Source organism: Streptacidiphilus sp. EB103A, from assembly GCF_041261405.1.
Lineage (GTDB): Bacteria > Actinomycetota > Actinomycetes > Streptomycetales > Streptomycetaceae > Streptacidiphilus.
This window is the reverse complement of record NZ_JBGCAQ010000009.1, coordinates 96,040-119,018: the sequence shown is the minus strand read 5'-3', so window position 1 is coordinate 119,018 and position 22,979 is coordinate 96,040. Positions and strand designations below refer to the sequence as shown.

The following is a 22,979-nucleotide window of genomic DNA, read 5'->3' as shown; positions in this document are numbered from 1 at the left end:
CATGCGACACCGCTACACGATCAAGGAAATCGCCCGTCAGGCCGGACTGAGCACGGCCACGGTCGACCGCGCCCTCAATCAGCGGGGCAATGTCACGGAGAGCACCGTCAGGGAGGTGCACGAGGCCATCAAGGACCTGGACCGCCAGCAGAGCCAGGTCCGGCTGGGGGGCCGCACCTTCATGATCGATATCGTGATGCAGACCCCGGAGCGGTTCTCCAGCGCGGTGCGGGACGCGCTCGAGGCCGAACTGCCCTCCCTGCACCCCGCTCTGGTGCGCTCGCGCTTCCACTTCCGTGAGACCTGCCCTCCGCATGAGCTGGTCGGCGCCCTGGACGGGATCGCCAAGCGTGGTTCGCAGGGCGTGATCCTCAAGGCTCCGGACGAACCGCAGATCACGGCCGCCGTCGGACGCCTCGTCGCGGCCGGCGTCCCCGTCGTCACCCTGGTGACCGACCTGCCCCACAGCGCGCGGCTGGCGTATGTCGGCATCGACAACCGCGCGGCGGGCGCCACCGCCGCCTACCTCATCGGGCGGTGGCTCGGCGATCGACCCGGCAATGTGCTCACCACGGTCAGCCGCGGCTCCTTCCGGGGTGAGGAGGAGCGCGAGATGGGTTTCCGCAGCGCCATGCGGCTCGCCGAGCCACGACGCTTCCTGGCGGAGGTCACCGACAGCGACGGCCTGGACGCCACCCAGTACGACCTCGTCCTTGAGGCACTCAAACGCGACCAGGACATCGTCGCCGTCTACTCGGTGGGCGGGGGCAATCTCGCGACCCTCGACGCCTTCGAGGCGCTCGGGCGGGAGTGCTCGGTGTTCATCGCCCACGACCTCGACCACGACAACACCCGCCTGCTGCGCGAACGGCGCCTCTCCGCAGTCCTCCACCACGATCTGCGCCAGGACATGCGTCGGGCCTGCCAGATCATCATGCGCGCCCACCAGGCGCTGCCCGACGACGGCCCCTCGCTGCCCTCGGCGATCCAGGTGGTCACGCCGTTCAACATGCCACCGGATGCCGTGACCGTGCCGGTCCTCGACTGAGAGCTCCGCGGTGGGTCAGGTGCGGTTCCGGCGCAGCCCGTGCAGCTCGACGGCATTGCCGGAGGGGTCGGCGAGGAAAGCCTGGAAGGCGGCGCCGATCGCCACCGGCTCGCTGACCGCGAAACCCGCGCCGCGTACCTGCGCGAGCGCCGCTTCCAGGTCGTCGACCAGCAGGGCGAAGTGCTGTCCGTGGGCGGGCGGGGGCGTTCCCACGATGAGGTGGACCTGCTGGCCCCCCGCGTCGAGCCAGGCTCCGTCGCCGAGGGACGCCGGCCGGTCCGGACGGACCGTCAGCCCGAGGACCTCGGTGTAGAAGGCGACCGCTGCGTCCAGGTCCGTGACAGTGACCGATACATGGTGGACGGCCAAGGGTTTCATGTGTTCATCTTCCGTCAGGAACGGCTGTTTCGTAACGGACGCCGTCGGCGGTGCGGAGCGGGGTGAGCCGTACCGTACGACCCTCGCGCCAGGAGAGGTCGGCGGCCCGGGCCAGGTCGAAGGCGGCCAGGGCGTCCTCCCCGCCGACCGCCGGCGGCGTGCCCTGCAGGGCACAGCGTGCGAATGCCTCCAACTCCTCGGCGTAGGCGTAGGGGTAGCGCTGCTCGAAGTCGCGCACCAGGTCGCGGGAGCTCCATCCGGGGGTGCGCCACTCGTAGTTGCGGTGGTGCGGGTTGTCGATGCGGACGGTGGCCCTGCTGCCCATCACCTCGGTGGAGCACTCGTAGCCGTACCCGGCGGCGCGGCTGTTGTCGATGACGCCCAGGGCGCCGTTCTCGAAGCGCAGCAGCACCACCGCCGTGTCCAGATCGCCGATCTCGGCGATGGCGGGATCGGTCAGCACGGCGCCCTGCGCGGTCACCTCGACGATCTCGCCGACCATCCAGCGGGCGGTGTCCAGGTCGTGGATGGTCATGTCGACGAAGAAGCCGCCGGAGCCGCCGAGGAACTCGGCCTTCGGTGGCGTCATGTCCCGGAGCGAGGTGCGGAACAGATGGACCTGGCCAAGCTCGCCGGCGTGCATCCGCGCCGCGGCGGCCGCCCAGTCCGGGTCGAACCGGCGGTGGAAGCCGACCTGGAAGGCCACTCCGGTGGCGCGCACCGCTTCGATGGTGTCGACGGCGGCCTGGCGGTCCAGGGAGAGGGGCTTCTCGCAGAAGACGTGCTTGCCGGCCTTGGCGGCCTGCACGCTCAACTCGGCATGGCTGCCGGTGGGGGTGGCGATCGCGACCGCGTCGACGGCGCCGTCGGCGAGCACGTCCTCGTAGGAGGTGGTCCAGCGGACGCCCAGCTCCTCGGCGACCCGGCGGGCGGCCTCGGGCGAGGCGTCGACCACGCAGGCCAGTTGCGCCGAGGGGCAGCGGCCGGCCAGGTTCCCGGCGTGGATGCGGCCCATGCGGCCCAGACCGACCAGCGCGGTCCGAAGCTGACGATGCATCATAGTGCCTTTCGGTTGGGTCTGCTGAACGTTCACTCGCTGGGCTCAGGCGTAGAACGCGGGACGGTCCTTGATGGAGACCGGCACGATCCGGCCGGAGTGCAGCGCCTCGACCCCGGCGTCGGTGATCACCGACGCCGCGTAACCGTCCCAGGAGGTGGGTCCCGACACCCTTCCCGCGGCCACCGAGTCCACCCACTCCTGGATCTCGATGTCGTAGGCGTTCACGAAGCGATCCCGCCAGTCCTGGAGGATGCCGGAGCGCAGCTGTCCCTCGGTGCGCAGCACCGGCTGGGCCGGGTCGGGCAGCGAGGCGGTGCCGTCCTCGCCGACGATCTGGCACTGGATGTCGTAGCCGTAGCGGCAGTTGACGAAGATCTCGACGTCGATCCGGACGCCGCCCGCGGTCTCCAGGAGCAGGATCTGCGGGTCCTGCAGCTCCGGGCGTGCGTGCCGGGTGCGCCGCGGGGTGAGCACCTGCGCGGAGGTGATCTCGTCGTCCAGCAGCCAGCGCAGCACGTCGATCTCGTGCACGCCGGTGTCCTGGATCGCCATGTCCGAGGTGTAGTTCCCGGGCACGGTGGGGTTGCGGTGCACGCAGTGCGCCATCAGCGGGGTGCCGACGGCGCCGGCGGTCAGGGCCCGGCGCAGGGCCCGGTAGCCGGCGTCGTAGCGGCGCATGAACCCGACCTGGACCAGACGGGTGCCGTACCCGATCTCGGCCTCGACGATGCGCAGGCAGTCCTCGGCGGTGGTGGCCAGCGGCTTCTCGCAGAAGACCGGCTTGCCCGCGGCGATGGCGTCGAGCACGTACTCGGCGTGGGTGGGGCCCCAGGAGGCGACCAGCACGGCGTCGACCTCGCCGTGCCGGACCACCTCCAGGCCGGTGGCCAGGGCGTGCGCGCCGTACTCGGCGGCGACCTCGGCGGCGCGCACGGCGTCGATGTCGGTGACCGCGGTGACCCGGGCGCCGGTGCACACCCGGGTCAGCCTGCGGATGTGGTCGGAGCCGATGTTGCCGGTGCCGATGACACCGATCCTCACAGTCATGCGTGACTGCCCTTCTCCAGCTGCGGGAGCGGCGCCGAGAGCTCTGACGCCTCCGGGAGCTCCTCGGTCTCGACGCCGCGGACCTGGGCCAGCTCGTGCTTGAGCGCGGCCAGTTCGGCGCCGCCCGCCATGTGGTTGGTGAGTTCTTCGAGGCTGACCTCGCTGCGGTCGGCGTCCAGTTCCAGGGCGCCGAGACGGAGCACGGTGAAGCGGTCGCCGACCATGTAGGCGTGGTGCGGGTTGTGGGTGATGAAGATGACGCCGAGACCTCGGTCGCGGGCCGCCGCGATGTACTTCAGCACGACGCCGGACTGCTTGACGCCGAGAGCCGCGGTGGGCTCGTCCAGGATCAGCACCCGGGCGCCGAAGTAGACCGCGCGCGCGATCGCCACGCACTGTCGCTGGCCGCCCGAGAGGGTGCCGATGGGCTGGTCGAGGTCGTTGAGCTCGATGCCCATCGCGCACAGCTCCTCGTCGGCGATCTTCTTCATCCTCTCGATGTCCAGCCGGCGCACCGGCCAGCGCTGCCGCGTCATCTCGGAGCCGAGGAAGAAGTTCCGCCACACCGGCATCAGCGGGACGACGGCCAGGTCCTGGTAGACGGTGCCGATGCCGCGGTCCAGGGCCTCGCGCGGCGAGTCGAGGTGCACCGCCTTGCCGTCGATCAGGTACTCGCCCTCGTCGTGCCGGTGCAGACCGGAGACGACCTTGATCAGGGTGGACTTCCCGGCGCCGTTGTCGCCCAGGACGCAGGTCACCTTGCCGGGGGTGACGGTGAGGTCGATCCCGCGCAGCGCGCGGATGTTGCCGTAGAGCTTCCCCACGCCGTGCAGTTCGACGATGGGCTGTCCATCCTCGCGCTGCCCGGCCGTGGGCTGGGAGTTGTTCGGCACTGTGGTCACCTACCTTCGGGCTGCTTGGCGTTGGACCCAGGTGTTGAGCAGCATCGCGCCCAGCAGCATCAGGCCGAGGAAGAACTGGAACCAGTTGGCGTCCCAGCCGGCGAAGACGATGCCCTGCGACACCATGCCGAAGATGAAGGCGCCGATGGCGGGGCCGACCACGGAGCCGAACCCGCCGGTGAGCAGGCAGCCTCCGATCACCGCGGCGACGATGTAGAGCAGCTCGTTGCCGATGCCGGTGCCGGACTGGATGGAGTTGAACTGGAAGAGGTTGTGCATGCCGACGAACCAGGCACCCAGGCCGACCAGCATAAAGAGGATGATCTTGGTGCGGGCCACCGGGACGCCGACCGCCCGCGCGCTGTCCTTCTGGCCGCCGACGGCGAAGACCCAGTTGCCGAACTTGGTGCGCAGCAGCATCCAGCTGCCCAGGGCGACGAACCCGAGCCACCAGAAGACGGTGACCTTGACCGCGACGCCGCCGATGTGGATGTCGGCGGCGAAGACGGCGTGCGCCGTCTTGAAGCCGGCCATGTCGGAGATGTCGTTGGTGGCCACGTTGCCGGTGATCAGCTTGGTGATCGCGATGTTCAGGCCCTGGAGCATCAGGAAGGTGCCCAGGGTGACCAGGAAGCTCGGGAGTTTCGTCTTGACCAGCATGATGCCGTTGAAGAGCCCGATCGCCAGGGACAGCACCAGCGCCAGGCTGACGCCGACCCAGACGTTGGTGGTCAGCTGGTAGCTGAACATGCTCGCGGCCAGCGACGAGGTGGTGACCGCGACGCCGGCGGAGAGGTCGAACTCTCCGCCGATCATCAGCAGTCCCACCGGCAGCGCCATCAGGCCCAGGGTGGAGGCCTGGTAGAGCACCAGCGAGAGCGAGCCCGCGGGCCGGAAGGAGGGGGCGACCGCCCAGAAGAAGGCGTAGACGGCGATCGCGCCGACCAGGGCGCCGACCTCCGGGCGCGCCAGGAACCGGTGCAGCAGCGAGCGCTGGGAGTCGCGCTTGGCCAGTCCCCGCGGCGCGGCGGCCGGGGGTGGGCTCGGCGTGGTGACGGGGGCAGTCATGGTGCGATCACCTCGTACCGTTCTGCGCGTACTGGTAGACTGCGGCGATGTTCGTGGAGTCGACGAACGCCGGGCCGGTCAGCGTGGCCTTGCCGCCGCCGATGGTGTTGCCGTTGACCTTGTCGAGCCACAGCGCGTCGACGGCGAGGTAGCCCTCCAGGTACGGCTGCTGGTCGACCGAGAACTCGATCTTCCCGGACTTGATGTCGGCCGCCGCGTCCTTGCTCAGGTCGAAGGTGTTGACCTTGGCGCTGCTGCTCGCGGCGCTGATCGCCTGCAGCGCGGTCAGGGCGATGGGCGCGCCCAGCGCGGTGACCTGGTCGATGCTGGTGTCCTGGCGGAGCTTGGCCTCCAGGGTCGACAGCACCGAGGACATGTCCGCGCCGTTGACGTAGATGGTGTCGGTGGTGCCCTTGAAGGTGGACTTCACGCCCGCGCAGCGGTCCTCCAGGGCGACAGAGCCCTGCTGCTGGATGACGCAGAGGTCGTGCTTGGCGGACAGGGTGTTGAGCCGGTCGCCCAGGGCGGCGCCGGCGACCTTCTCGTCCGAGCCGAAATAGCCGATCGCGCCCGCCTGCTGCCAGTAGTTCTCGCCCTGGTTGAAGGCGTCCACCGGGATCCCGGCGGCCTCGGCCTGCTTGGCCACCGGGATGATGGCGTCGGGCGTGGAGAGGGTCAGCGCGATGCCGTCGACCTTGGAGGCGATGGCGTTGCTGATCAGGGCGGCCTGCTTGGAGGCGACCTGGTCGTTGGAGTACAGGAGGGTGACGTTGTCCTTGGCGGCGGCGGCCTCGGCGCCCTTGCGCACGATGTCCCAGAACGTGTCGCCGGGCGCGGCGTGGGTGACCATCGCGAAGGTCATGTGGGCGGTGGTGGCCTTGCCGGCGGAGATGCCGGTCGAGTTCGACGTGGCCTTGGCGCCGCCGGTGCTGCTGCACCCGGCGGCCAGCAGGGCAGTTGCCGCTGCTGCGGCGACGAGGACGGTCCCGCGGGTGGATCTCTGCGAACGGTTCATTTCTGTGCACCTCACTGTGCGAGAAAGGGATCTGTGGTGGTTCGGTGGGTGGGGGAGCGGGTCAGGGGAGCGGGTCAGCCGATCCGGGTGCCGGCCGCGCCGAGCCCGCAACTGCCCAGGAACTTCCTGGTGCGGACCGCGATCGGCAGCGGCACGTCCGGGGCGCAGGGGTAGAGGTCCTGCTCGACGATGACGAACAGCGGGGCGTCCAGGCCGGCCAGCGCCTCGGTGACCGGGCCGATCTCCGGTACCCCGGCGGGGGGTTCGACGCAGACTCCGCGTTTGACCGCCTCGCCGAAGGAGAGGTCCTCGGCCACGACGGCGGCCAGCACGTCCGGCTCCATCTGCTTGATGTGCACGTAGCCGATCCGCTCCGGGTACCTGCGGATCAGGTCCAGGTTGTCGCCGCCTCCGTATGCGACGTGCCCGGTGTCCAGGCAGAGCGAGACGTACAGCGGGTCGGTGCCCTCCAGGAAGCGCTCGATCTCCGGCTGGGTCTGGATGTGGCTGTCGGCGTGCGGGTGCAGGCAGAGCCGGACGTCGTACTCCTCGCTGATGATCCGGCCCAGTGCGTCGGCAGCCCGGGTGAGCGCGGTCCAGCTGTCGTCGCCGAGCACGGGCGGCTCCAGGAAGGCGCCGCCCTTCTCGGCGCGGAACAGCGGCGGGATGAAGACCAGGTGGTGCGCGCCGGCCGCGGCGGTCAGCTCGGCGACCCTGCGGGTGGTGGCGAGCATCTCGTCCCACTGGTCAGGCCGGTGCAGGGCGCCGAAGACCGTGCCGCCGGAGACCCGCAGCCCCCGGCTGCCGACCTCGTCGGCGAGCTGCTCGGGGTCGGTCGGCAGGTAGCCGTACGGGCCGAGCTCCAGCCAGTCGTAGCCGGCCTCGACGAGCTCGTCCAGGAAGCGCCGGTACGGCAACTGGTGCTCGTCCTCGGGGAACCACACCCCCCAGGAGTCGGGGGCCGAGCCCAGGATGAGCTTGTTGGGTGTGCTCGTCATCGCCGGTCACTCCTTTGTGAGCGGTCGGGGCAGTGGGTAGTAGGGGTCAGTGGGCGGTGGGGAAGTTGAACGCGGCCTCCACCGGGCGCTGCACGTGCGGCCAGCGGCTGGTGACGACCTTGCCCTGGGTGTAGAAGACGACGCCCTCAGGACCATGGACGTGGGTGTCGCCGAAGAGCGAGTCCTTCCAGCCGCCGAAGGAGAAGTGCGCCATCGGCACCGGGATCGGCACGTTGATGCCGATCATGCCGACCCTCACCTGGCGCTGGAAACGCCGGGCGGACTCGCCGTCGGAGGTGAAGATTGCCGTGCCGTTGCCGTACGGGTTCGCGTTGATCAGCCGCAGCGCCTCGTCCAGGGAATCGACCCGGACGACCACCAGGACCGGACCGAAGACCTCCTCCCGGTACACGTCCATCCGGTCGGTGACCCGGTCCAGCAGGCTCGGCCCGACGAAGAAGCCGCCCGGGTGACCGGCCACCTCCAGGTCGCGGCCGTCGACGACGACCACCGCACCCTGGGCGTCGCCGCTCGCGACGGCCTCGGTGACCCGTGCCTTGGCCTGCGGGGTGACCAGCGGGCCCATCTCGCTGCCCGGGTCCTGGCCTGGGCCGACCCGGACCGCCCGCGCCTTCTCGGCGAGCAGCGGCACCAGCGCGTCCCCGGCGGCGCCGACCGCCACCGCGACCGAGATCGCCATGCAGCGCTGGCCGGCCGAGCCGAAGGCGGCGGCGGTCAGGTGGTCGGCCGCGTAGTCCAGGTCGGCGTCGGGCAGCACCACGGCGTGGTTCTTGGCGCCGCCGAGCGCCTGCACCCGCTTGCCGGAGGCGGCGGCGCGGTCGTGGACGTACCGGGCGATGGGCGTCGAGCCCACGAACGACACCGCCGCGATCCCGGGGTGGTCCAGGACGGTGTCCACCGCGGCCTTGTCGCCGTTCACGACGTTGAAGACGCCGTCCGGCAGCCCCGCGTCGGCATAGAGCTGGGCCACGAACAGGGAGGCGGAGGGGTCGCGCTCGCTGGGCTTGAGCACGAAGGTGTTGCCGCAGGCGATGGCCAGCGGGTGCATCCACAGCGGCACCATCACCGGGAAGTTGAACGGGGTGATGCCGGCGCAGACGCCCAGCGGCTGGCGGAAGGTGTAGGCGTCGACGTCGGTGGAGACCTGGTCGGAGTAGCCGCCCTTGAGCGCGCTGGAGATCCCGCAGGCGTACTCGACGACCTCGCGGCCCCGGATGATCTCGCCCCGGGCGTCGGCGACCACCTTGCCGTGCTCGGAGGCGACGATCCGGGCGAGCTCGCCCTCGTGACGCTCCAGCAGTTCGCGCATCCTGAACATGACCCGGGTGCGGCGGCTCAGCGAGACGTCTCCCCAGGACTCGAACGCCTTGCTCGCGGCGGCGACCGCGGTGTCCACGTCGGAGGGTTCGGCGAGCAGCACCTGTGCCTGCTGCTCCCCGGTGGCCGGGTCCCACACCGGGGCGGTGCGGGTCGAGCCTGCGGAGGTGGTGCTTCCGCCGATCCAGTGTTCGATGGTTCTCACGGGTGTCTCCTGACAGCTGGTTCGGTCAGAGGTAGTGGCGTTGGGCGCGCTTGGCGGCGGCGTACTCGGCGCGGGCCTTGCGGGTGCTGTCCAGTTCGGAGACCTCGCTGACCGGTACGTCCCACCAGGCCTGGGCGGGCGGGTTGGGCGAGAGCAGGTCGGTCTCGATGTGCACGACGGTGGTCACCCGGGCGGCCTTGGCCTGCTCGACGGCGGCCCGGAAGCCGTCCACGCCGGTGGCCCTGATCACCAGGGCGCCGAGGCTGGCGGCGTTGGCGGCCAGGTCGACCGGCAGCACGTCGCCGTCCAGCAGCCCGCTGTTCTCCTGGCGGAAGCGGTACTTGGTGCCGAAACGCTGCGAGCCGAGCGACTCCGACAGGGCGCCGATGGAGGCGAAGCCGTGGTTCTGCACCAGGATGATGATCACCTTGATGCCCTCGGAGACCATGGTGGCGATCTCCTGAGCCATCATCAGATATGAGCCGTCGCCCACCAGGACGAAGACCTCGCGGCTGGGATCGGCCAGCTTCACGCCGAGACCGCCGGCGATCTCGTAGCCCATGCAGGAGTAGCCGTACTCGACGTGGTACTGCTTGGGGTCCGTGGAGCGCCACAGCATCTGCAGGTCACCGGGCATGCTGCCGGCTGCGTTGATCACCACGTCGCGCTCGCCGATGAGCTCGTTGAGCGCGCCGAGGATCGCGGTCTGGGCGGGCAGCGGGCCGTGCTCGCTGTGGTAGCACTGGTCGGTGATCCTGGCCCACTCGGCGGCCAGCTCCTGGGTGCGCTCCCGGTACTCCGGCGCCACCCGCCAGCCCTCCAGCGCGCCGGTCAGCGCAGCCAGCCCGGCGCGGGCGTCGGCGACCAGGGCGGTGGCCGAGTGCTTGACCGCGTCCAGCGGAGTGACGTTGAGGTTGACGAACGTCACCTCGGGGTCGGCGAAGACGGTGTGGCTGGCCGTGGTGAAGTCGGAGTAGCGGGTGCCGATGCCCAGCACCACGTCCGCCTCCCGGGCCAGGGTGTTGGCGCTCAGGGTGCCGGTGGCGCCGAGGCCGCCGACCGCGCAGGGGTGATCCCAGCGCAGCGAGCCCTTGCCGGCCTGGGTCTCGGCGACCGGGATGCCGGTCGCCTCGGCGAAGCGGCGCAGTTCCTCGGTGGCCTCGGCGTAGATGACGCCGCCGCCTGCCACGATCAGCGGTCGACGGGCGCCGCGCAGCGCCTCGACGGCTCGGTGCAGAGCCGCGGGCTCGGGCGCCGGGCGGCCCACGTACCAGACCCGGCGCCGGAAGAAGTCGACCGGCCAGTCGTACGCCTCGGCCTGGACGTCCTGCGGCAGGCACAGGGTCACCGCCCCGGTCTCGACCGGATCGGTGAGCACCCGCATCGCCGCGAGCGCCGAGGGGATCAGCTGCTCGGGACGGTGGATCCGGTCCCAGTAGCGGGAGACCGGGCGGAAGGCGTCGTTGACCGAGGTGTCCTGCGAGCGGGGGTCCTCCAGCTGCTGCAGCACCGGGTCGGCGGCGCGGGTGGCGAAGTAGTCGCTGGGCAGCAGCAGCACCGGGATGCGGTTGATCGTCGCCAGCGCGGCGCCGGTGACCATGTTCGTGGCGCCGGGGCCGATGGACGAACTGCAGGCGAAGGTGGACAGCCGGTTGCGCATCCGGGCGAAGCCCACGGCGGCGTGCACCATGCCCTGCTCGTTGCGGGCGAGGAAGTAGGGCAGGTCCGCACTGCCGTCCTGGTGCGACTGGAGCAGCGCCTGGCCGATACCGGCCACGTTGCCGTGGCCGAAGATGCCGAAGCAGCCCTCGATCAGTCGCTGCTCCACACCGTCGCGTTCGGTCCACTGGTTGGCGAGGAAGCGCACCAGCGCCTGCGCAGTAGTGAGACGAACGGCGTCCTGAAGAACGGCGTCCTGAAGAACGGCGTCCTGAAGAACGGCGTCCTGAAGAACGGCGTCCTGAAGAACGGCGTCCTGAAGAACGCTGTCCTGACGATCCGTCACAGCGGTCACCCTCTCTTGTGGGTCGGCTCGGTCGGCTGCGTCGCCGAGGTCAGCGGGAGGCGCGGGTCGGTCCGCTGGTCGCGCCAGCTGTCCCGGATCCAGGCCTGCTCCGGGTCGTCGCAGATCAGCCAGGCACGTTCGGCACCGGGACCGGCCATCACGTTCAGGTAGTACAGGTCGTTGCCGGGGGCGGCGATGGACGGGCCGTGCCAGCCGTGCGGGATGAGCACGACGTCCTCGCTGCGCACCTCGGCGAGCACGTCGATCGGCCGGTCTGCGGTGCCGTGGACCCGCTGGTAGGCGAGGCCGGGGCCGCCGGGGCCTGGCTGGACCTCGAAGTAGTAGATCTCCTCCAGCTCGGTCTCCCCCTCGCGCTCCTCGTCGTGCTTGTGCGGGGGATAGGAGGACCAGTTGCCCCCGGGAGTCAGCACCTCGCAGGCGATCAGCCGGTCGGCCTCGAAGCTCTGCGGGGTGCAGAAGTTGTTGACCTGGCGGCTGCAGGCTCCGGCGCCGCGCAGTTCGACGGGCACATGCTCGGCCGGGCCGTAACGGGCCGTCAGTTTGCGTCCGCAGCGCGCCGAGGGGAGCGCGAACCGGCCGCCGCGCTCACTGACCACCTCCGCCCGCGCGTCCCGGGGCAGGTAGGCGAAGTCGGTGACGCGGTCGAAGACGCCGCGCCGGCCGGCGAGTCGGAACACCTCGGCGTCGGCGGTGCCCGGCTCGTAGGTCACCGTGCAGCCGCCCTCGAGCGGCAGCACCAGCAGTTCGTCCTCGCCGGTGGAGAGCAGGTGCCGCTGACCCGGCGCCAGGGTGAGGACCCGCAGCCCGGAGTAGGTCCAGCCCGCCAGCTCGGGGGTGACCGAGAGCCGGTACGGGCCCTCGGCCGTGCTCCCGGCGGCGAGGTGAAGTTTGCCGTTCACAGGTGGTCCTCCTCTCGGATTCGGGCTCAGAGCAGGCCGACGGCGGTGTCCACGGCACCGGCCACGTCGTCGTCGGACGGGTAGAGCAGCGAGCGGCCGGCCACGATGCCCTTCACGGTGGGCAGGGCCAGGGCCTTCTGCCAGCTCTCGAAGGCGGCGTCCGGGTCCTCCGGCACCTCGCCGCCCAGCAGCAGGGCCGGCAGTGAGGAGGCCGCCATCACCCGCTCCATCTCGTCCACCACGGGGACCTTCAGCCAGGTGTAGGCGGAGGTGGCGCCCAGTCCGGAGGCGACCGTGATGGCGCGGGTCATCGCGTCCGGGGTCAGGTCGTTGCGCACCCGGCCGTCCACCCGGTGCGAGATGAACGGCTCGACCATGGCCATCAGTCGCCGGCCGGCCAGGTCGGACACCGCGTTGGCGCAGGCCTGCATGGTCGGCGCGGTCGCGGGGTCCTCCGGGTCGATGCGGAGCAGCATCTTGCCGCCGTCCAGGCCGGAGGAGGCGATCGCGTTCGCGTCGTAGGCGGTGAACCGGTCGTCGATCTCGAAGACCGTGCCGGCGAGTCCGCCACGGTTCATCGAGCCGATGACGATCTTGCCTTCCAGGGCGCCGAGCAGCAGCAGGTCCTCGATGATGTCCGGGGTTCCGAGCACGCCGTCGACGCCGGGCCGGGCGAGCGCCGCGCAGAGCCGTTCCAGCAGGTCGGAGCGGTCCGCCATGGCCAGCGGCCGGTCCCCGGCGCGCAGTGCGCCGCGGGCCGGGTGGTCCGCGGCCACCAGGACCAGGCGGCTGCTCCCGCCCGCCCGGGTGGTGGCTCTGACGCGGCGGGCGGCCGCCTCGGCGACGGCCTCCGGCCGTTCCACCCGGGCCTGCACGATCTCAGCGAACCGGTCAGCGAACATGTGCGTTCTCCATGAGCTTGGCCTCGACCTCGGCGGAGGTCGGCATGGCATCGGAACAGGCGAGGCGGGAGGCGACGATGGCGCCCGCGGCATTGGCGAACCGCATGGTCCTGACGGTGTCCCAGCCGGCGAGCAGCCCGTGGCAGAGCGCGCCGCCGAAGGCGTCGCCGGCGCCGAGGCCGTTCACCACCTGCACGGGGACCGGCGGGACCTCGACGCTGCCGCTCGAGTCGACGGCGAGCACGCCGCGCGGGCCCTGCTTGACGACGGCGAGGTCCACTCCCCGGTCGCGCAGCGCCTTGGCGGCGGCCACCGGATCCCGCTCGGCGACGGCGGTGTCGCACTCGTCGAGGTTTCCCACCGCCACGGTGACGTGCGGCAGGGCTGTCTGCACCCAGCGGCGCGCCTCCTCCCGGGACTCCCAGAACATCGGGCGGTAGTCCAGGTCCAGCACGGTGATCCCGGCCTTGCCCCGGGCCTCCAGCGCGGCGAGGGTGGCCGATCGGCTCGGCTCCTGGCACAGGCCGGTCACCGTCACCCAGAACACGCCGGCGGAGCGGACCGCGTCGAGGTCGAGCTCCTCCGGCCGGATCTCCAGGTCCGGGGCCTTGGGGTAGCGGTAGAAGTAGATGGGGAAGTCGTCGGGCGGGAAGACCTCGCAGAAGGTGACCGGTGTCGGCAGCCCGGGGACGTCCGACACATAGCGGTCGTCGACGCCGTAGCCGAGCAGCGCCCGGTGCAGGAAGCGGCCGAAGGGGTCCGCCCCGGTCCGGGTGACCACCGCCGTGCTCCGCCCGTAGCGGGCGGCGGCGACCGCGACGTTGGTGGCGCTGCCGCCGAGGTACTTGCCGAACGTCTCGACGTCCTCCAGGCCGACCCCGGTCTGCAGCGGGTAGATGTCGACCCCGATCCGACCCATGGTCAACACGTCGAACATCTCCGGCATCGGAACTCCCTCAGTGCCTGTGACCTGGTGACTTGCGGTGGGAAACCGGGGTGACCCGGCTCTGGGCCACCATGTAACTCCCAGGTGAACAGCGTGTCAACGGTTTGTCCTGACAAACATGCAATAGACTATGTCCATAAGTACTGACATACTGATGGGCGTCGGGCCGCAGCAGGCGGTGAACCGGAGAGCGGACAGGTGAGGGGAGGTGCCTGATGGCGCTGCCGCCAGGCCTTGTGCGCATCGACCGGGCGAGCCCCGTACCGCTGTACTTCCAGGTCGCCGCAGAACTGGAGCGGGCCATCGAGTCGGGCCGGCTCCCGGCCGGGACCATGCTGGACAACGAGATCCAACTCGCCGGCCAGTTCCGGCTGTCCAGGGCGACCATGCGCCGCGCCATGCAGTCCCTGGCGGACAAAGGGCTGCTGGTGCGCAGACGCGGCGTCGGCACCCAGGTCGTCCGACCGCTGGTGCGTCGCAAGGTCGCTCTCAGCAGCCTCTACGAGGATCTGGCCGCCGGTGGACAGCATCCGACCACTTCGGTGCTGCACAACGGCGTCCAGCCGGCCGACGGTGCGACGGCTCGCGCGCTTGGGCTGCCCGAGGGCGCGCCGGTGCTGGTCGTCGACCGGTTGCGCTACGCGAGGGACGAGCCCATCGCCCGCCTGCGCAACCACCTCGCCGCCGAACACGCCGAGCTGCTCGGCGACGAGGCCCTGGAACAGCACGGCCTGTACGAACTGCTGCGCGGGGCCGGGGTCGACCTGCACGCGGCCACCCAGACCATCGGCGCCCGCGCCGGCACCGCTCCGGAGGCCCGCATGCTGAACGAGACCAGGGGCGCGACCCTGCTCACCATGGAGCGCACGGCCTACGACCAGCAGGGCCGCGCCGTCGAGTTCGGCAGCCACGTCTACCGGGCCTCCCGCTACTCTTTCCAGCTCAGCCTGCCGGCGCAGTGACCGGCCGACCGCAGTCCGGGGACCTCGCTGGTCCTGACATCCCGACCATAGGAGAATGCGTCATGCCGCGCCCTCGTGGCGACTCGACACCCAGCCGCATGTGGAGCCGGACGTGCCTTCCCTCGCCCAGATGATCACCATCGACCGGTCCAGTCCGGTGCCGCTCTACTACCAGGTCGCCCAGAGCATCGAGGCGCTGATCGAGTCCGGCGGCCTGGCCGCCGGCGCGCGCCTCGACAACGAGGTCGCCCTCGCGGACCAGCTGGGGCTCTCCCGGCCGACCATGCGCCAGGCCATGCAGCACCTCGTGGAAAAGGGTCTGCTGGTGCGCAAGCGCGGCGTCGGCACCCAGGTGGTGCACAGCAGGATCCGCCGCCGGGTCGAGCTCACCAGCCTCTACGAGGACCTGGACCACGCCCACCGCAACCCGCACACCGAGGTCCTGACGCTGGAGACCAGACCCGCGGCCGAGGATGTGGCCGCCGCGCTCCGGGTGGCCCCCGGCGCGGACGTGATCTTCCTGGAACGGCTCAGGTACGCGGACGACGAGCCGCTCGCGCTGATGCGCAACCACCTGCCCGTCGGCATGGGCGAAATCACCGCCGAGCGGCTGGCCGAGCAGGGGCTCTACCACCTGCTGCGCGACTCCGGGGTACAACTGCGGGTGGCCGACCAGACGATCGGGGCGCGCAAGGCCACCAGCACCGAGGCCCGGCTGCTGCACGAGACGCGGAGCGCGGCACTGCTCACCATGACGCGCACGGCCTACGACCACTTCGGCCAGCCGGTCGAGTACGGCACCCACGTCTACCGCGCGTCGCTGTACTCCTTCGAGCTCACCCTGCTCGCCCGCTGACCCTAGGGTGTCGGCATGGACCTCGACACCGTCCGGACCTTCCTCGCCGCCGCCGACGCGGGGCAGTTCCAGGAGGCCGCCGCCGAGCTGGGAGTCACCCAGCAGGCCGTCTCCAAGCGCATCGCCGCGCTGGAGCGCAGCCTCGGCGTACGGCTGTTCACCCGCACCTCGCGCGGCGCCGAGCTCACCATCGACGGGCAGGCGTTCCTGCCCCACGCCCGCGAACTGCTGCGCGTCGCCGAACGCGCGGCCGCGTCCGTGCGCACCGGCCGACGTCCGCTGCGGGTCGACGTGATCAACTCGCGCGGCGCGGCGTCGGGCCTGCTGCGCGGCTTTTACCGGGCCCACCCCGACGTCGAACTCGACGTGCTGATGCTGCACGACATCGAGGCGGCCGTCGCCGCCATCCGCTCCGGCGAGATCGACGCGTCCTTCCGCGCCGTCGCCGCACCTGGCCGGCCCCTCCCCGAGGACATCAAGTCCCTCCGGGTGCTCGACGAGACGCTCGAACTCCTGACCGGCCCCGCCCACGCACTGGCGGGCGCCCGCTCGGTGACCCTCACCCAACTCGTCGGCCACCGGATCTGGATGCCCGGCGTCGTCCCCGGAACCGAGTGGGCCGCCTACTACGACGACCTCGTCGCCGAGTTCGGCCTCACCATCGAGGCGACCGGCCCGAACTTCGGCTCCGACGCGCTCCTCGACACCATCGCCGACACTCCGGCCCTGGCCACCCTCATAGGCGGCCAGTCCCGACTGGTCTGGCCCACCGGCCACGCCCTGCGCCGCATCCCGGTAACCGACCCCACCCCCGTCTACCCCCACTCACTCCTCTGGCACCGCGCCAACCCCCACCCAGCCCTGGCCACTCTCCGCACCCACCTCGCCAGCACAGCGGCCGACCACGCCACCACCGGGACCTGGACGCCGAACTGGGTGCTCCAACGCTGAGCGCCGGCGCACTGAACGCCACCACGCCCGGGGTCAGTTCGCGAAGTCCTGGGTGAGCCAGACCGTGCCGTTCGCGTCCCGCAGGACGGCTATCCCTACGCGGCTGAAGCCGCTGCTCAGGATGTTTCTGCGGTGGCCGTCGTCCGGGGCCTTCTCGTCCAGCATCATCTGGGTGAGGCCGACCGCGCTCGCGGCCTTCGCCGCGTCGGTGTCGGCAACGCCGCCACCCTCGCCGATGTTCTCGCCGGCCGAGGTCCAGTGCACCCCCGCCGCGATCTCGCGGTCGCCGAAAGCCGCCTCGCCGGGGCACTGGTGGGAGAGGCCGCAGCCGGAGGCCATCACCGAGTTGTGCGCGGCGGCGCTCGCGTTCAGACCGGAGTCCAGGGTGTACGGGGCGAGGCCCTGGGCCGCCCGGGCCTTGTTGATCAGGGCGAGCACCTGCTGGACGGCGGTCCCCGTAGTCGCGGCCGTAGTCGCCACCGGCGTGGGTGCCGACGCCGGAGCGGTCTGGTGCGCGTCCGTGGTCGGCGAGGGCGAGGGCGTGGACGCAGGCGTCGGCGTTGCACTGCGCCGGTGCACGGGCTGGCTCCGGCGGGCCGCTGGGACGAGGGTGGAGCGGGCGACGGTGGTCGGCACCGGCGCGGCGGTGGCCCGGGCCGACACGCCCGTGGCGCCGAGGTGGTCCAGCGCGGGCGTCGTGGCGCTCGCGGCGGGCGAGGCGTGCGGCACGCCCAGGCAGGCGAACGCGGTGCCGCCGCCGAGTACGGCGAGAGCCGCGGCACCCGTCACCGCGAAGCGCAGCCGTGGACCGCGCTCGGCCCGGTGCTGCCCCGAGGAGGCGTGGCGGGAGGGGGAACGGCGGGACGGACTCATCAGCGGCACCTCGTCGTCGGGATCGTTCGCCGGAGCGGTCCGGCGGCACGACCCTAGGCGGCTCACAGCGCCAGAAGCAGTGGTCAGAGGCAACTTCATGTTGCGCTAAGGAAGGCTCCACACTGCCCTCAACCCTGTCCCCGTTGTTACCACGAGACCTCGCGGGTCACCTCCTGTGCCTGGGGCTGCAGGCTCGCTGTGAGCTCCGAACGGTGGTGCGCGCCGCTGAAGGTGACGGTCAGGGTGCCGGGGGAGGACTGCGTGGTGCTGGTGGTGAAACCCAGAGCCGGCACGGCGGATACCAGGCAGACGGCGTCCGACCCGAACCGGACCACCACCTGCCCCCCGGTGGAGCTGAAACTGTGCACCCCGGCGCCGCCGGTGCAGTCGGCGCTCGGCGCCCGCCTCGCGGCGGGCGCCGACGACTGCCGTGGCTGCGGGGCCGACGGCGAGGGGGTCGCCGACGGGGAAGGTTTGGGCCGTGAGGCCGAGGGCGAGGCGTCCGGCGTCGACGCCGGGGTGCCGATCCCGATGGAGGCGGAGGCCCCCGGACTCGCCGTGGCCAGCGCGAGCACGGTCGTCACCCCCGCCGTGCTGGGCGGCAGCGGCGCCGTGGAACCGAGCACAAAACGCACCGTCAGGAAGACGGCGGTGGCGGTGAGCGCGGTGCAGCACAGCCAGACGACGAAGAAGCGAAGGAACCGGGACACCGCCCCATCATGGCGGGCCCGCCCCCCGCGTGGCAGAGCCGGCCCCGCCGCAGTCCCGTCGTCGTCCCTGACCGCTCCCTGTCCGGTCCCTGTCGATCGGCTACGGTGTGCGCCATGGCCAGCGTCCTCGTCGTGGAAGACGATCCGGGTATACGTGCCGAGCTGATCGACGTGCTGACCGGCAGCGGGCACGCGGTGCGCAGCGCCGCCGACGGCTTCGGCGGCCTGCGCGAGGTGACCCGCGACCCGCTGGACGCGGTGATCCTCGACCTGGGCCTGCCCGACCTCGACGGCAGTGACGCGCTGCGCATGATCCGCGGTATCTCCCAGGTGCCGGTGCTGATCGTGACAGCGAGGGACGACGACGCGGAGATCATCCGACTGCTCGACGCGGGCGCCGACGACTACCTGGTCAAGCCCTTCTCGGCCGGCCAGCTCGTGGCCCGGCTGACCGCAGTGCTCCGCCGCTCCAGCCGCAGCCCCGACCCGGAAGCGCGTTCCGGCGGCCTCCAGGACGCCCCCGGGCTGCTCCGCGCACCCGTCTCGATCGGCCCGCTGCACATCGACCCCGGCTCCCGCGCGGTCCACCTGCACGGACGCGAAGTCCCGCTGACCCGGCGCGAGTTCGACCTGCTGTCGTTCCTCGCCGCCAACGCCGACCTGGTGGTGTCCAAGCGGCGCATCCTGGCCGAGGTGTGGCGCGAACCCTACGTCGAGGACCAGACCATCGACGTGCACCTGTCCTCGCTGCGGCGCAAGCTCGGCGAGAGCGCCGCAGCCCCGGGCCTGCTGCGCACCATGCGCGGGGTCGGCATCAAGCTGGTGACGCCCCGGTGAGGCGCACGCTCGCCGGGGTGGCCCTGGCCGTCACCTCGATGGTGGCCCTGTCCTTCCTGATACCGCTCGCGCTGCTGGTGCGCTCGGAAGCACGGAACCGGGCGGTCACCGCGGCCGAACAGCGCGCCGCCGCCATCGCTCCGGTGCTGACCCTGACCGCCGACCCGGCCCAGCTGCGCCAGGTCGTCCAGGGCATCGACCCGACCGGACGGCTGAGCGTCCAACTGCCCGGCGGCCAGGCGATCGGCACCGCGCACGCGCCCGCCGCGCTGCTGCAGCGGGCGCAGCAGCAGGGCGAGACGCTGGCGCAGAACCTCCCCGACGGCGGCTGGGTCTACCTCCAGCCGGTGCTGCTGGGACAGCGACGGGTGGCGGTGGTCCAGGAATTCGTCCCCAAGGACGCGCTCGACCGGGGCGTCACGGCCTCGCTGTCGGTGATGGCGCTGCTCGCGCTGGGACTGGTCCTGGGCTCGGTCGTGGTCTCCGACCGGCTCGCGTCCCGGGTGGTCCGCTCCTCGCGCGGGCTGTCCCGCGCCGCCCACGCCCTGGGCCAGGGCGACCTGGAGACGCGGGTGGACCCGATGGGACCGCCCGAACTGTACGAGGCCGGCCAGGCGTTCAACGCCATGGTCGAGCGGATGGGCGAACTGCTGGCGGTGGAGCGCGAGCTGGTCGCCGACCTGTCGCACCGGATGCGCACGCCGCTGACCGCCCTGCACCTGGCGACCGAGCGGATGGCCCCCACGCCCGACTCGGCCAGGATCACCTCGGCCGTCGCCCAGCTGGAGTCGGAACTGCACGTCGTCATCACCACCGCGCGGACCCCGCTCGCGGTCGCCCGGATGGGCGCCGGCCGGCCCGCGGACGGCACGGCGGTCCCCTGCCCGACCCCGGAGGTGGTCCGGCGCCGGGGCGGCTTCTGGGCGACCCTGGCCGAGCAGCAGGACCGGCGCTGCCTGGTCGAGGTGACCGCCGAGCAGGCCCCGGTCGACCTGCCCGAGGACGAATTCGCGGCCGTGGTGGACGCGCTGGTCGGCAACGTCTTCCGGCACACGGCTCCGGGCACGGACTTCGTGGTACGGCTGGTCCGCGCGGCCCAGCTGGTGCTGCTCACCGTCGAGGACGCCGGTCCCGGCATCCCGGACCCGGACGACGCGCTGGTACGCGGCGCGAGCGCGGCGTCCACCGGCCTCGGCCTGGACATCGCCCGCCGGGCCGCCGCGGCGACGCGCGGGACGGTCGAGATCGGTCGGAGCCCGATGGGCGGCGCGCGGGTCGCGGTCGCTTTCGGTCTCGCGCTGCCGCCGGTCCGCGGTGCGCTGGAGCGACGGCGCGGCCGCGCCCGCCGCTCGCGCGACTGACCGGACCCGGTACGGATCAGATCCCGGCCATGTCCAAGGCACTCTGCAGGGACTTCTTGTAGCCCGCGCTGGTGTAGCTGGCGCCCGACACGGCGTCGATCTTCGCGCTCTGTGCCGCCACGGCCTCCTTGGTGAGCACCGGCAGAGAGCTCGCCGCTAGCTGGATGCTCCTGCCGCTGCTGTTGGGGTACTGCACCAGGGTGGTTCCGGTGAGGCGCTTGCCGCTGACCGTGATCTGCACCTGGACCGGACCGTACTGCGTCTGGACCGTGGTGCCGGTGATCGTCCGGGCCTGCGCCGCGGCGGCCGTGGTCTGCTTGGAGCCCGCGGAGGTGGAGGGCGGTGACGCCGCGCCCTTCGCCGGGGCGGAGGTCGCGGCGGAGGCCGCGGGCATCCCCGCCGCCGCGCTCGCCGGGGCCGAGGTCGGCTTGAGCGCCAGCAGCAGGATGACGCCGGAGACCGTGGACACCGTCGCCATCAGCACGCGGCGGAGTGGGTGCTTCTTCTTCATGGTCAGCTCGATCTGTCGCGGTCGGGTACGACTCCGTCAGAACTGGAAGGACTCGTGGTGGATGCGGCGGTCCGGGACCCCGGCTCCGCGCAGCGCGCTGTACATCTCCTCCGCCAGGCCCGGAGGCCCGCACAGGTAGACGTCGTGCAGGGCCACGTCCGGCAGCATCGCGCGCAGCGTCTCAGGGGTGATCTCGGGACGGGCGCCGCCGGGGCCGTTGACGGCATGGACCAGTCTGGCTCCGCGCTCGCTGGCGATCCCGGTCAGTTCGTCCCAGAAGGCCAGGTCCTCCCTGGCCCTGGCCCGGTAGAGCAGGGTCAGGTCGCCCGGCGCCGCAGGCAGCGTCTCGAACAGCGACCGCATCGGTGTGATCCCCACGCCGCCGGCCAGCAGCAGCACCTTGCCGCGGCTGCGGCGGGCGGCCGTCATCGCGCCGTACGGGCCCTCGGCCCAGACCCGGGTGCCGGGCCGGAGCCCGGCGAGCGCGCTGCTGTGGCCGCCGACCGCCTTGACGGTGATCCGGACCAGGTCCGGGCGGGGCGGGGCGGACAGCGAGTAGGGGTTGGCGCTCCACCGCAGGCCGCCGGTGAGGAAGCGCCAGCGGAAGAACTGTCCGGACTCCGCGCCCAGGCGGTGCAGCCGTCGTCCGCTGATCAGCACGGAGACCACACCGGGCGCCTCCTCCACGGTCCGCTCGACCCGCATCCGGTGCCGTAGGTTCAGCCGCAGCGGCACCAGCAGCCGGTACCACACCAGCAGCGCCGCGGCCGAGCCGTAGAGCACGTACCAGGCCGAGCGGGCCACCGGGCTCGCGGCGAAGTCGGAGCCGTTGCTCAGCTGGTGCCAGAAGGTGAGGTAGACCCCCACGTAGGTGAGCAGGTGCAGGTAGTACCAGGTCTCGTAGCGCATCCTGCGGCGCAGGGCCCCGGCCGAGACGACGCCGACCAGGACCAGCGCCGTGGTGCCGAACGTCGCCTTGAGCATGTCGGGGTCGTGCAGCACCACGTCCAGGGTCTGTTTGATGACCCCGGTGTGCGCCTCCGCCGCGTAGCCCAGGAGGATCAGCACGATGTGCGCGGCCAGCAGCGACAGCGAGTAGCGGCCGGTCATCGCGTGCCAGCGGGCGACGCGGTCGGAGCCGACGCGGCGCTCCAGCGCCGGGACCCGGGCCATCTGCAGGACCACCAGCGCGATCAGGTACCCGGCCAGGAGTCCGGTGATCCGGCCCGCGCCCTGCAGCCAGTCGGAGCTGGTCTGCATGACGGCGGGGGTGTCCCGCCACCACTGCCAGACCACGAGGCCGGCCCCGACCCAGGTCAGAAAGAGGAGTGGCCGGGCGGGATTTCTCCGCGGCCGAATGCGTCGCATTGCCTGCCGCCTACCGGCGCGGCTGTTCTGAATAGTCGTCATGAGCGCACCTGCTTCCTGCCATCGGGACCATAGCCCGTGCCCGCAGGGTGCTTACAGCCGCACGGGGGAGAGGACATGATTTCGTAAGGAGAAGCGCCCCGGGGCTGCCTGGATTGTCGACACTGTCACGCCCTTGATCGCTCCCCGTCGCGGAGTAGCACGCCCCTCAAAAGGTCGCGCCGCCCTCGTCGAACAGGTGACAGGCGGTCACCCGCCTATGGCATGCTGCCCGGCATGTTTCGATCTTGCGCCCGTGCGCTCACCGTCGTCGCGACCCTGCTGTCCCTGGCGGGATGCGCCTACCAGGCCACGGCAAGCATCCTGAGCCCCGCGGCGCAACTGCGCGACGAGGACATGAAGGTCCACGGCACCGCCCATGCCCAGGCCAGCTACACCAAGGCGTTCAAAGCGCTGACCGGCGACTGCACGGAGCAGGGCACCGCCCTGGTGAACACGGTCGATTCGGTGCTGGCGGCGCTGCAGAAGGCGAAGATCAACGACGAGACGCGGCTGACCCTCATGCAGCACCTGGCCGCCACCGTGACCATCCCCGCCGGCGCCCCGAAGACCTCCTGCGCCAAGCTCGGCACCGCCTACATCGCTCTCCGCAAGGGCCAGTGACCCACGGTCGGTGATCGTGGCGGCGGGGGAACCGGCAGGCGATCCCGTAGGCTCG

Annotated in this window: 23 protein-coding genes; 7 read left to right on the top strand and 16 right to left on the bottom strand. The window is 71.6% G+C overall.

Annotated features, from left to right (window positions below; translation table 11 throughout):
- Position 1 precedes the first annotated feature (1 nt).
- Positions 2 to 1,048, top strand: a complete 1,047-nt coding sequence (locus ABH941_RS16590; RefSeq protein ID WP_370129994.1) for a LacI family DNA-binding transcriptional regulator — start codon at positions 2 to 4, stop codon at positions 1,046 to 1,048.
- Between the two features lie 15 nt (positions 1,049 to 1,063).
- On the opposite strand, the gene ABH941_RS16585 is transcribed toward ABH941_RS16590, so the two are convergent.
- From ABH941_RS16585 to iolC, 12 genes are all read right to left on the bottom strand, one after another.
- A complete protein-coding gene (locus ABH941_RS16585) occupies positions 1,064 to 1,426 on the bottom strand; it encodes a VOC family protein (RefSeq protein WP_370129993.1) in 363 nt (120 codons plus the stop codon).
- Between the two features lie 4 nt (positions 1,427 to 1,430).
- Entirely contained in the window at positions 1,431 to 2,483 is a 1,053-nt protein-coding gene (gene iolG / locus ABH941_RS16580; protein ID WP_370129992.1) for an inositol 2-dehydrogenase, read from the bottom strand.
- 45 nt (positions 2,484 to 2,528) lie between these two features.
- On the bottom strand, positions 2,529 to 3,533 hold the full coding sequence (locus tag ABH941_RS16575; RefSeq protein WP_370129990.1) for a Gfo/Idh/MocA family protein: 1,005 nt from the start codon (positions 3,531 to 3,533) through the stop codon (positions 2,529 to 2,531).
- Positions 3,530 to 4,435, bottom strand: a complete 906-nt coding sequence (locus ABH941_RS16570) for an ATP-binding cassette domain-containing protein (RefSeq protein WP_370129988.1) — start codon at positions 4,433 to 4,435, stop codon at positions 3,530 to 3,532. Before ABH941_RS16570 ends, ABH941_RS16575 begins: the two co-directional genes overlap by 4 nt.
- Complete coding sequence (locus ABH941_RS16565; RefSeq protein WP_370129986.1) at positions 4,436 to 5,503, bottom strand: ABC transporter permease; 1,068 nt, start codon at positions 5,501 to 5,503, stop codon at positions 4,436 to 4,438.
- A 7-nt stretch (positions 5,504 to 5,510) separates the two neighbouring features.
- Positions 5,511 to 6,518, bottom strand: a complete 1,008-nt coding sequence (locus ABH941_RS16560) for a substrate-binding domain-containing protein (RefSeq protein WP_370129984.1) — start codon at positions 6,516 to 6,518, stop codon at positions 5,511 to 5,513.
- Between the two features lie 74 nt (positions 6,519 to 6,592).
- On the bottom strand, positions 6,593 to 7,516 hold the full coding sequence (locus ABH941_RS16555) for a TIM barrel protein (RefSeq protein WP_370129982.1): 924 nt from the start codon (positions 7,514 to 7,516) through the stop codon (positions 6,593 to 6,595).
- A gap of 46 nt (positions 7,517 to 7,562) precedes the next feature.
- Entirely contained in the window at positions 7,563 to 9,059 is a 1,497-nt protein-coding gene (locus ABH941_RS16550; RefSeq protein WP_370129980.1) for a CoA-acylating methylmalonate-semialdehyde dehydrogenase, read from the bottom strand.
- Positions 9,060 to 9,084: 25 nt separating this feature from the next.
- Entirely contained in the window at positions 9,085 to 10,926 is a 1,842-nt protein-coding gene (iolD, locus tag ABH941_RS16545) for a 3D-(3,5/4)-trihydroxycyclohexane-1,2-dione acylhydrolase (decyclizing) (RefSeq protein ID WP_370130212.1), read from the bottom strand.
- Between the two features lie 143 nt (positions 10,927 to 11,069).
- Positions 11,070 to 11,984, bottom strand: coding sequence for a 5-deoxy-glucuronate isomerase (iolB, locus tag ABH941_RS16540; RefSeq protein ID WP_370129978.1), 915 nt, complete (start codon positions 11,982 to 11,984; stop codon positions 11,070 to 11,072).
- A gap of 26 nt (positions 11,985 to 12,010) precedes the next feature.
- Positions 12,011 to 12,886 (bottom strand): aldolase, encoded by an 876-nt coding sequence (locus tag ABH941_RS16535; protein ID WP_370129976.1) that lies wholly within the window; start codon positions 12,884 to 12,886, stop codon positions 12,011 to 12,013.
- Positions 12,876 to 13,832 (bottom strand): 5-dehydro-2-deoxygluconokinase, encoded by a 957-nt coding sequence (iolC, locus tag ABH941_RS16530; protein WP_370129974.1) that lies wholly within the window; start codon positions 13,830 to 13,832, stop codon positions 12,876 to 12,878. The genes ABH941_RS16535 and iolC overlap by 11 nt, the downstream gene beginning before the upstream one ends.
- Positions 13,833 to 14,047: 215 nt before the next feature.
- Between iolC and ABH941_RS16525 the strand changes: the two genes are divergently transcribed.
- The 3 genes from ABH941_RS16525 to ABH941_RS16515 are packed head-to-tail and all read left to right on the top strand — an operon-like array spanning position 14,048 to position 16,601.
- A complete protein-coding gene (locus ABH941_RS16525; protein WP_370129972.1) occupies positions 14,048 to 14,794 on the top strand; it encodes a GntR family transcriptional regulator in 747 nt (248 codons plus the stop codon).
- Between the two features lie 55 nt (positions 14,795 to 14,849).
- Entirely contained in the window at positions 14,850 to 15,650 is an 801-nt protein-coding gene (locus tag ABH941_RS16520) for a GntR family transcriptional regulator (RefSeq protein WP_370129970.1), read from the top strand.
- Between the two features lie 15 nt (positions 15,651 to 15,665).
- The gene (locus ABH941_RS16515) at positions 15,666 to 16,601 is read left to right on the top strand and encodes a LysR family transcriptional regulator (RefSeq protein WP_370129968.1); all 936 of its coding nucleotides are present in this window, start codon (positions 15,666 to 15,668) and stop codon (positions 16,599 to 16,601) included.
- Between the two features lie 33 nt (positions 16,602 to 16,634).
- On the opposite strand, the gene ABH941_RS16510 is transcribed toward ABH941_RS16515, so the two are convergent.
- The gene (locus tag ABH941_RS16510; RefSeq protein WP_370129966.1) at positions 16,635 to 17,474 is read right to left on the bottom strand and encodes a CAP domain-containing protein; all 840 of its coding nucleotides are present in this window, start codon (positions 17,472 to 17,474) and stop codon (positions 16,635 to 16,637) included.
- 146 nt (positions 17,475 to 17,620) lie between these two features.
- Positions 17,621 to 18,184: a hypothetical protein gene (locus tag ABH941_RS16505; RefSeq protein ID WP_370129964.1), complete on the bottom strand. Its 564-nt coding sequence runs from the start codon at positions 18,182 to 18,184 to the stop codon at positions 17,621 to 17,623.
- 114 nt (positions 18,185 to 18,298) lie between these two features.
- On the opposite strand from ABH941_RS16505, the gene ABH941_RS16500 reads away from it, so the two are divergent.
- Together ABH941_RS16500 and ABH941_RS16495 are read left to right on the top strand one after the other, a co-directional pair.
- Complete coding sequence (locus ABH941_RS16500) at positions 18,299 to 19,021, top strand: response regulator transcription factor (protein WP_370129962.1); 723 nt, start codon at positions 18,299 to 18,301, stop codon at positions 19,019 to 19,021.
- Positions 19,018 to 20,382 (top strand): ATP-binding protein, encoded by a 1,365-nt coding sequence (locus ABH941_RS16495; RefSeq protein WP_370129960.1) that lies wholly within the window; start codon positions 19,018 to 19,020, stop codon positions 20,380 to 20,382. Before ABH941_RS16500 ends, ABH941_RS16495 begins: the two co-directional genes overlap by 4 nt.
- A gap of 16 nt (positions 20,383 to 20,398) precedes the next feature.
- Here ABH941_RS16495 and ABH941_RS16490 read toward each other — a convergent pair whose 3' ends face one another.
- Both ABH941_RS16490 and ABH941_RS16485 read right to left on the bottom strand, forming a co-directional pair.
- Positions 20,399 to 20,893 carry an FMN-binding protein gene (locus tag ABH941_RS16490; protein ID WP_370129958.1) on the bottom strand — a complete coding sequence of 165 codons (495 nt, stop codon included), beginning with the start codon at positions 20,891 to 20,893 and terminating at the stop codon, positions 20,399 to 20,401.
- A 36-nt stretch (positions 20,894 to 20,929) separates the two neighbouring features.
- Positions 20,930 to 22,303 (bottom strand): ferric reductase-like transmembrane domain-containing protein, encoded by a 1,374-nt coding sequence (locus ABH941_RS16485; protein WP_370129956.1) that lies wholly within the window; start codon positions 22,301 to 22,303, stop codon positions 20,930 to 20,932.
- 234 nt (positions 22,304 to 22,537) lie between these two features.
- Between ABH941_RS16485 and ABH941_RS16480 the strand changes: the two genes are divergently transcribed.
- A complete protein-coding gene (locus ABH941_RS16480; RefSeq protein ID WP_370129954.1) occupies positions 22,538 to 22,924 on the top strand; it encodes a hypothetical protein in 387 nt (128 codons plus the stop codon).
- Positions 22,925 to 22,979 lie beyond the last annotated feature (55 nt).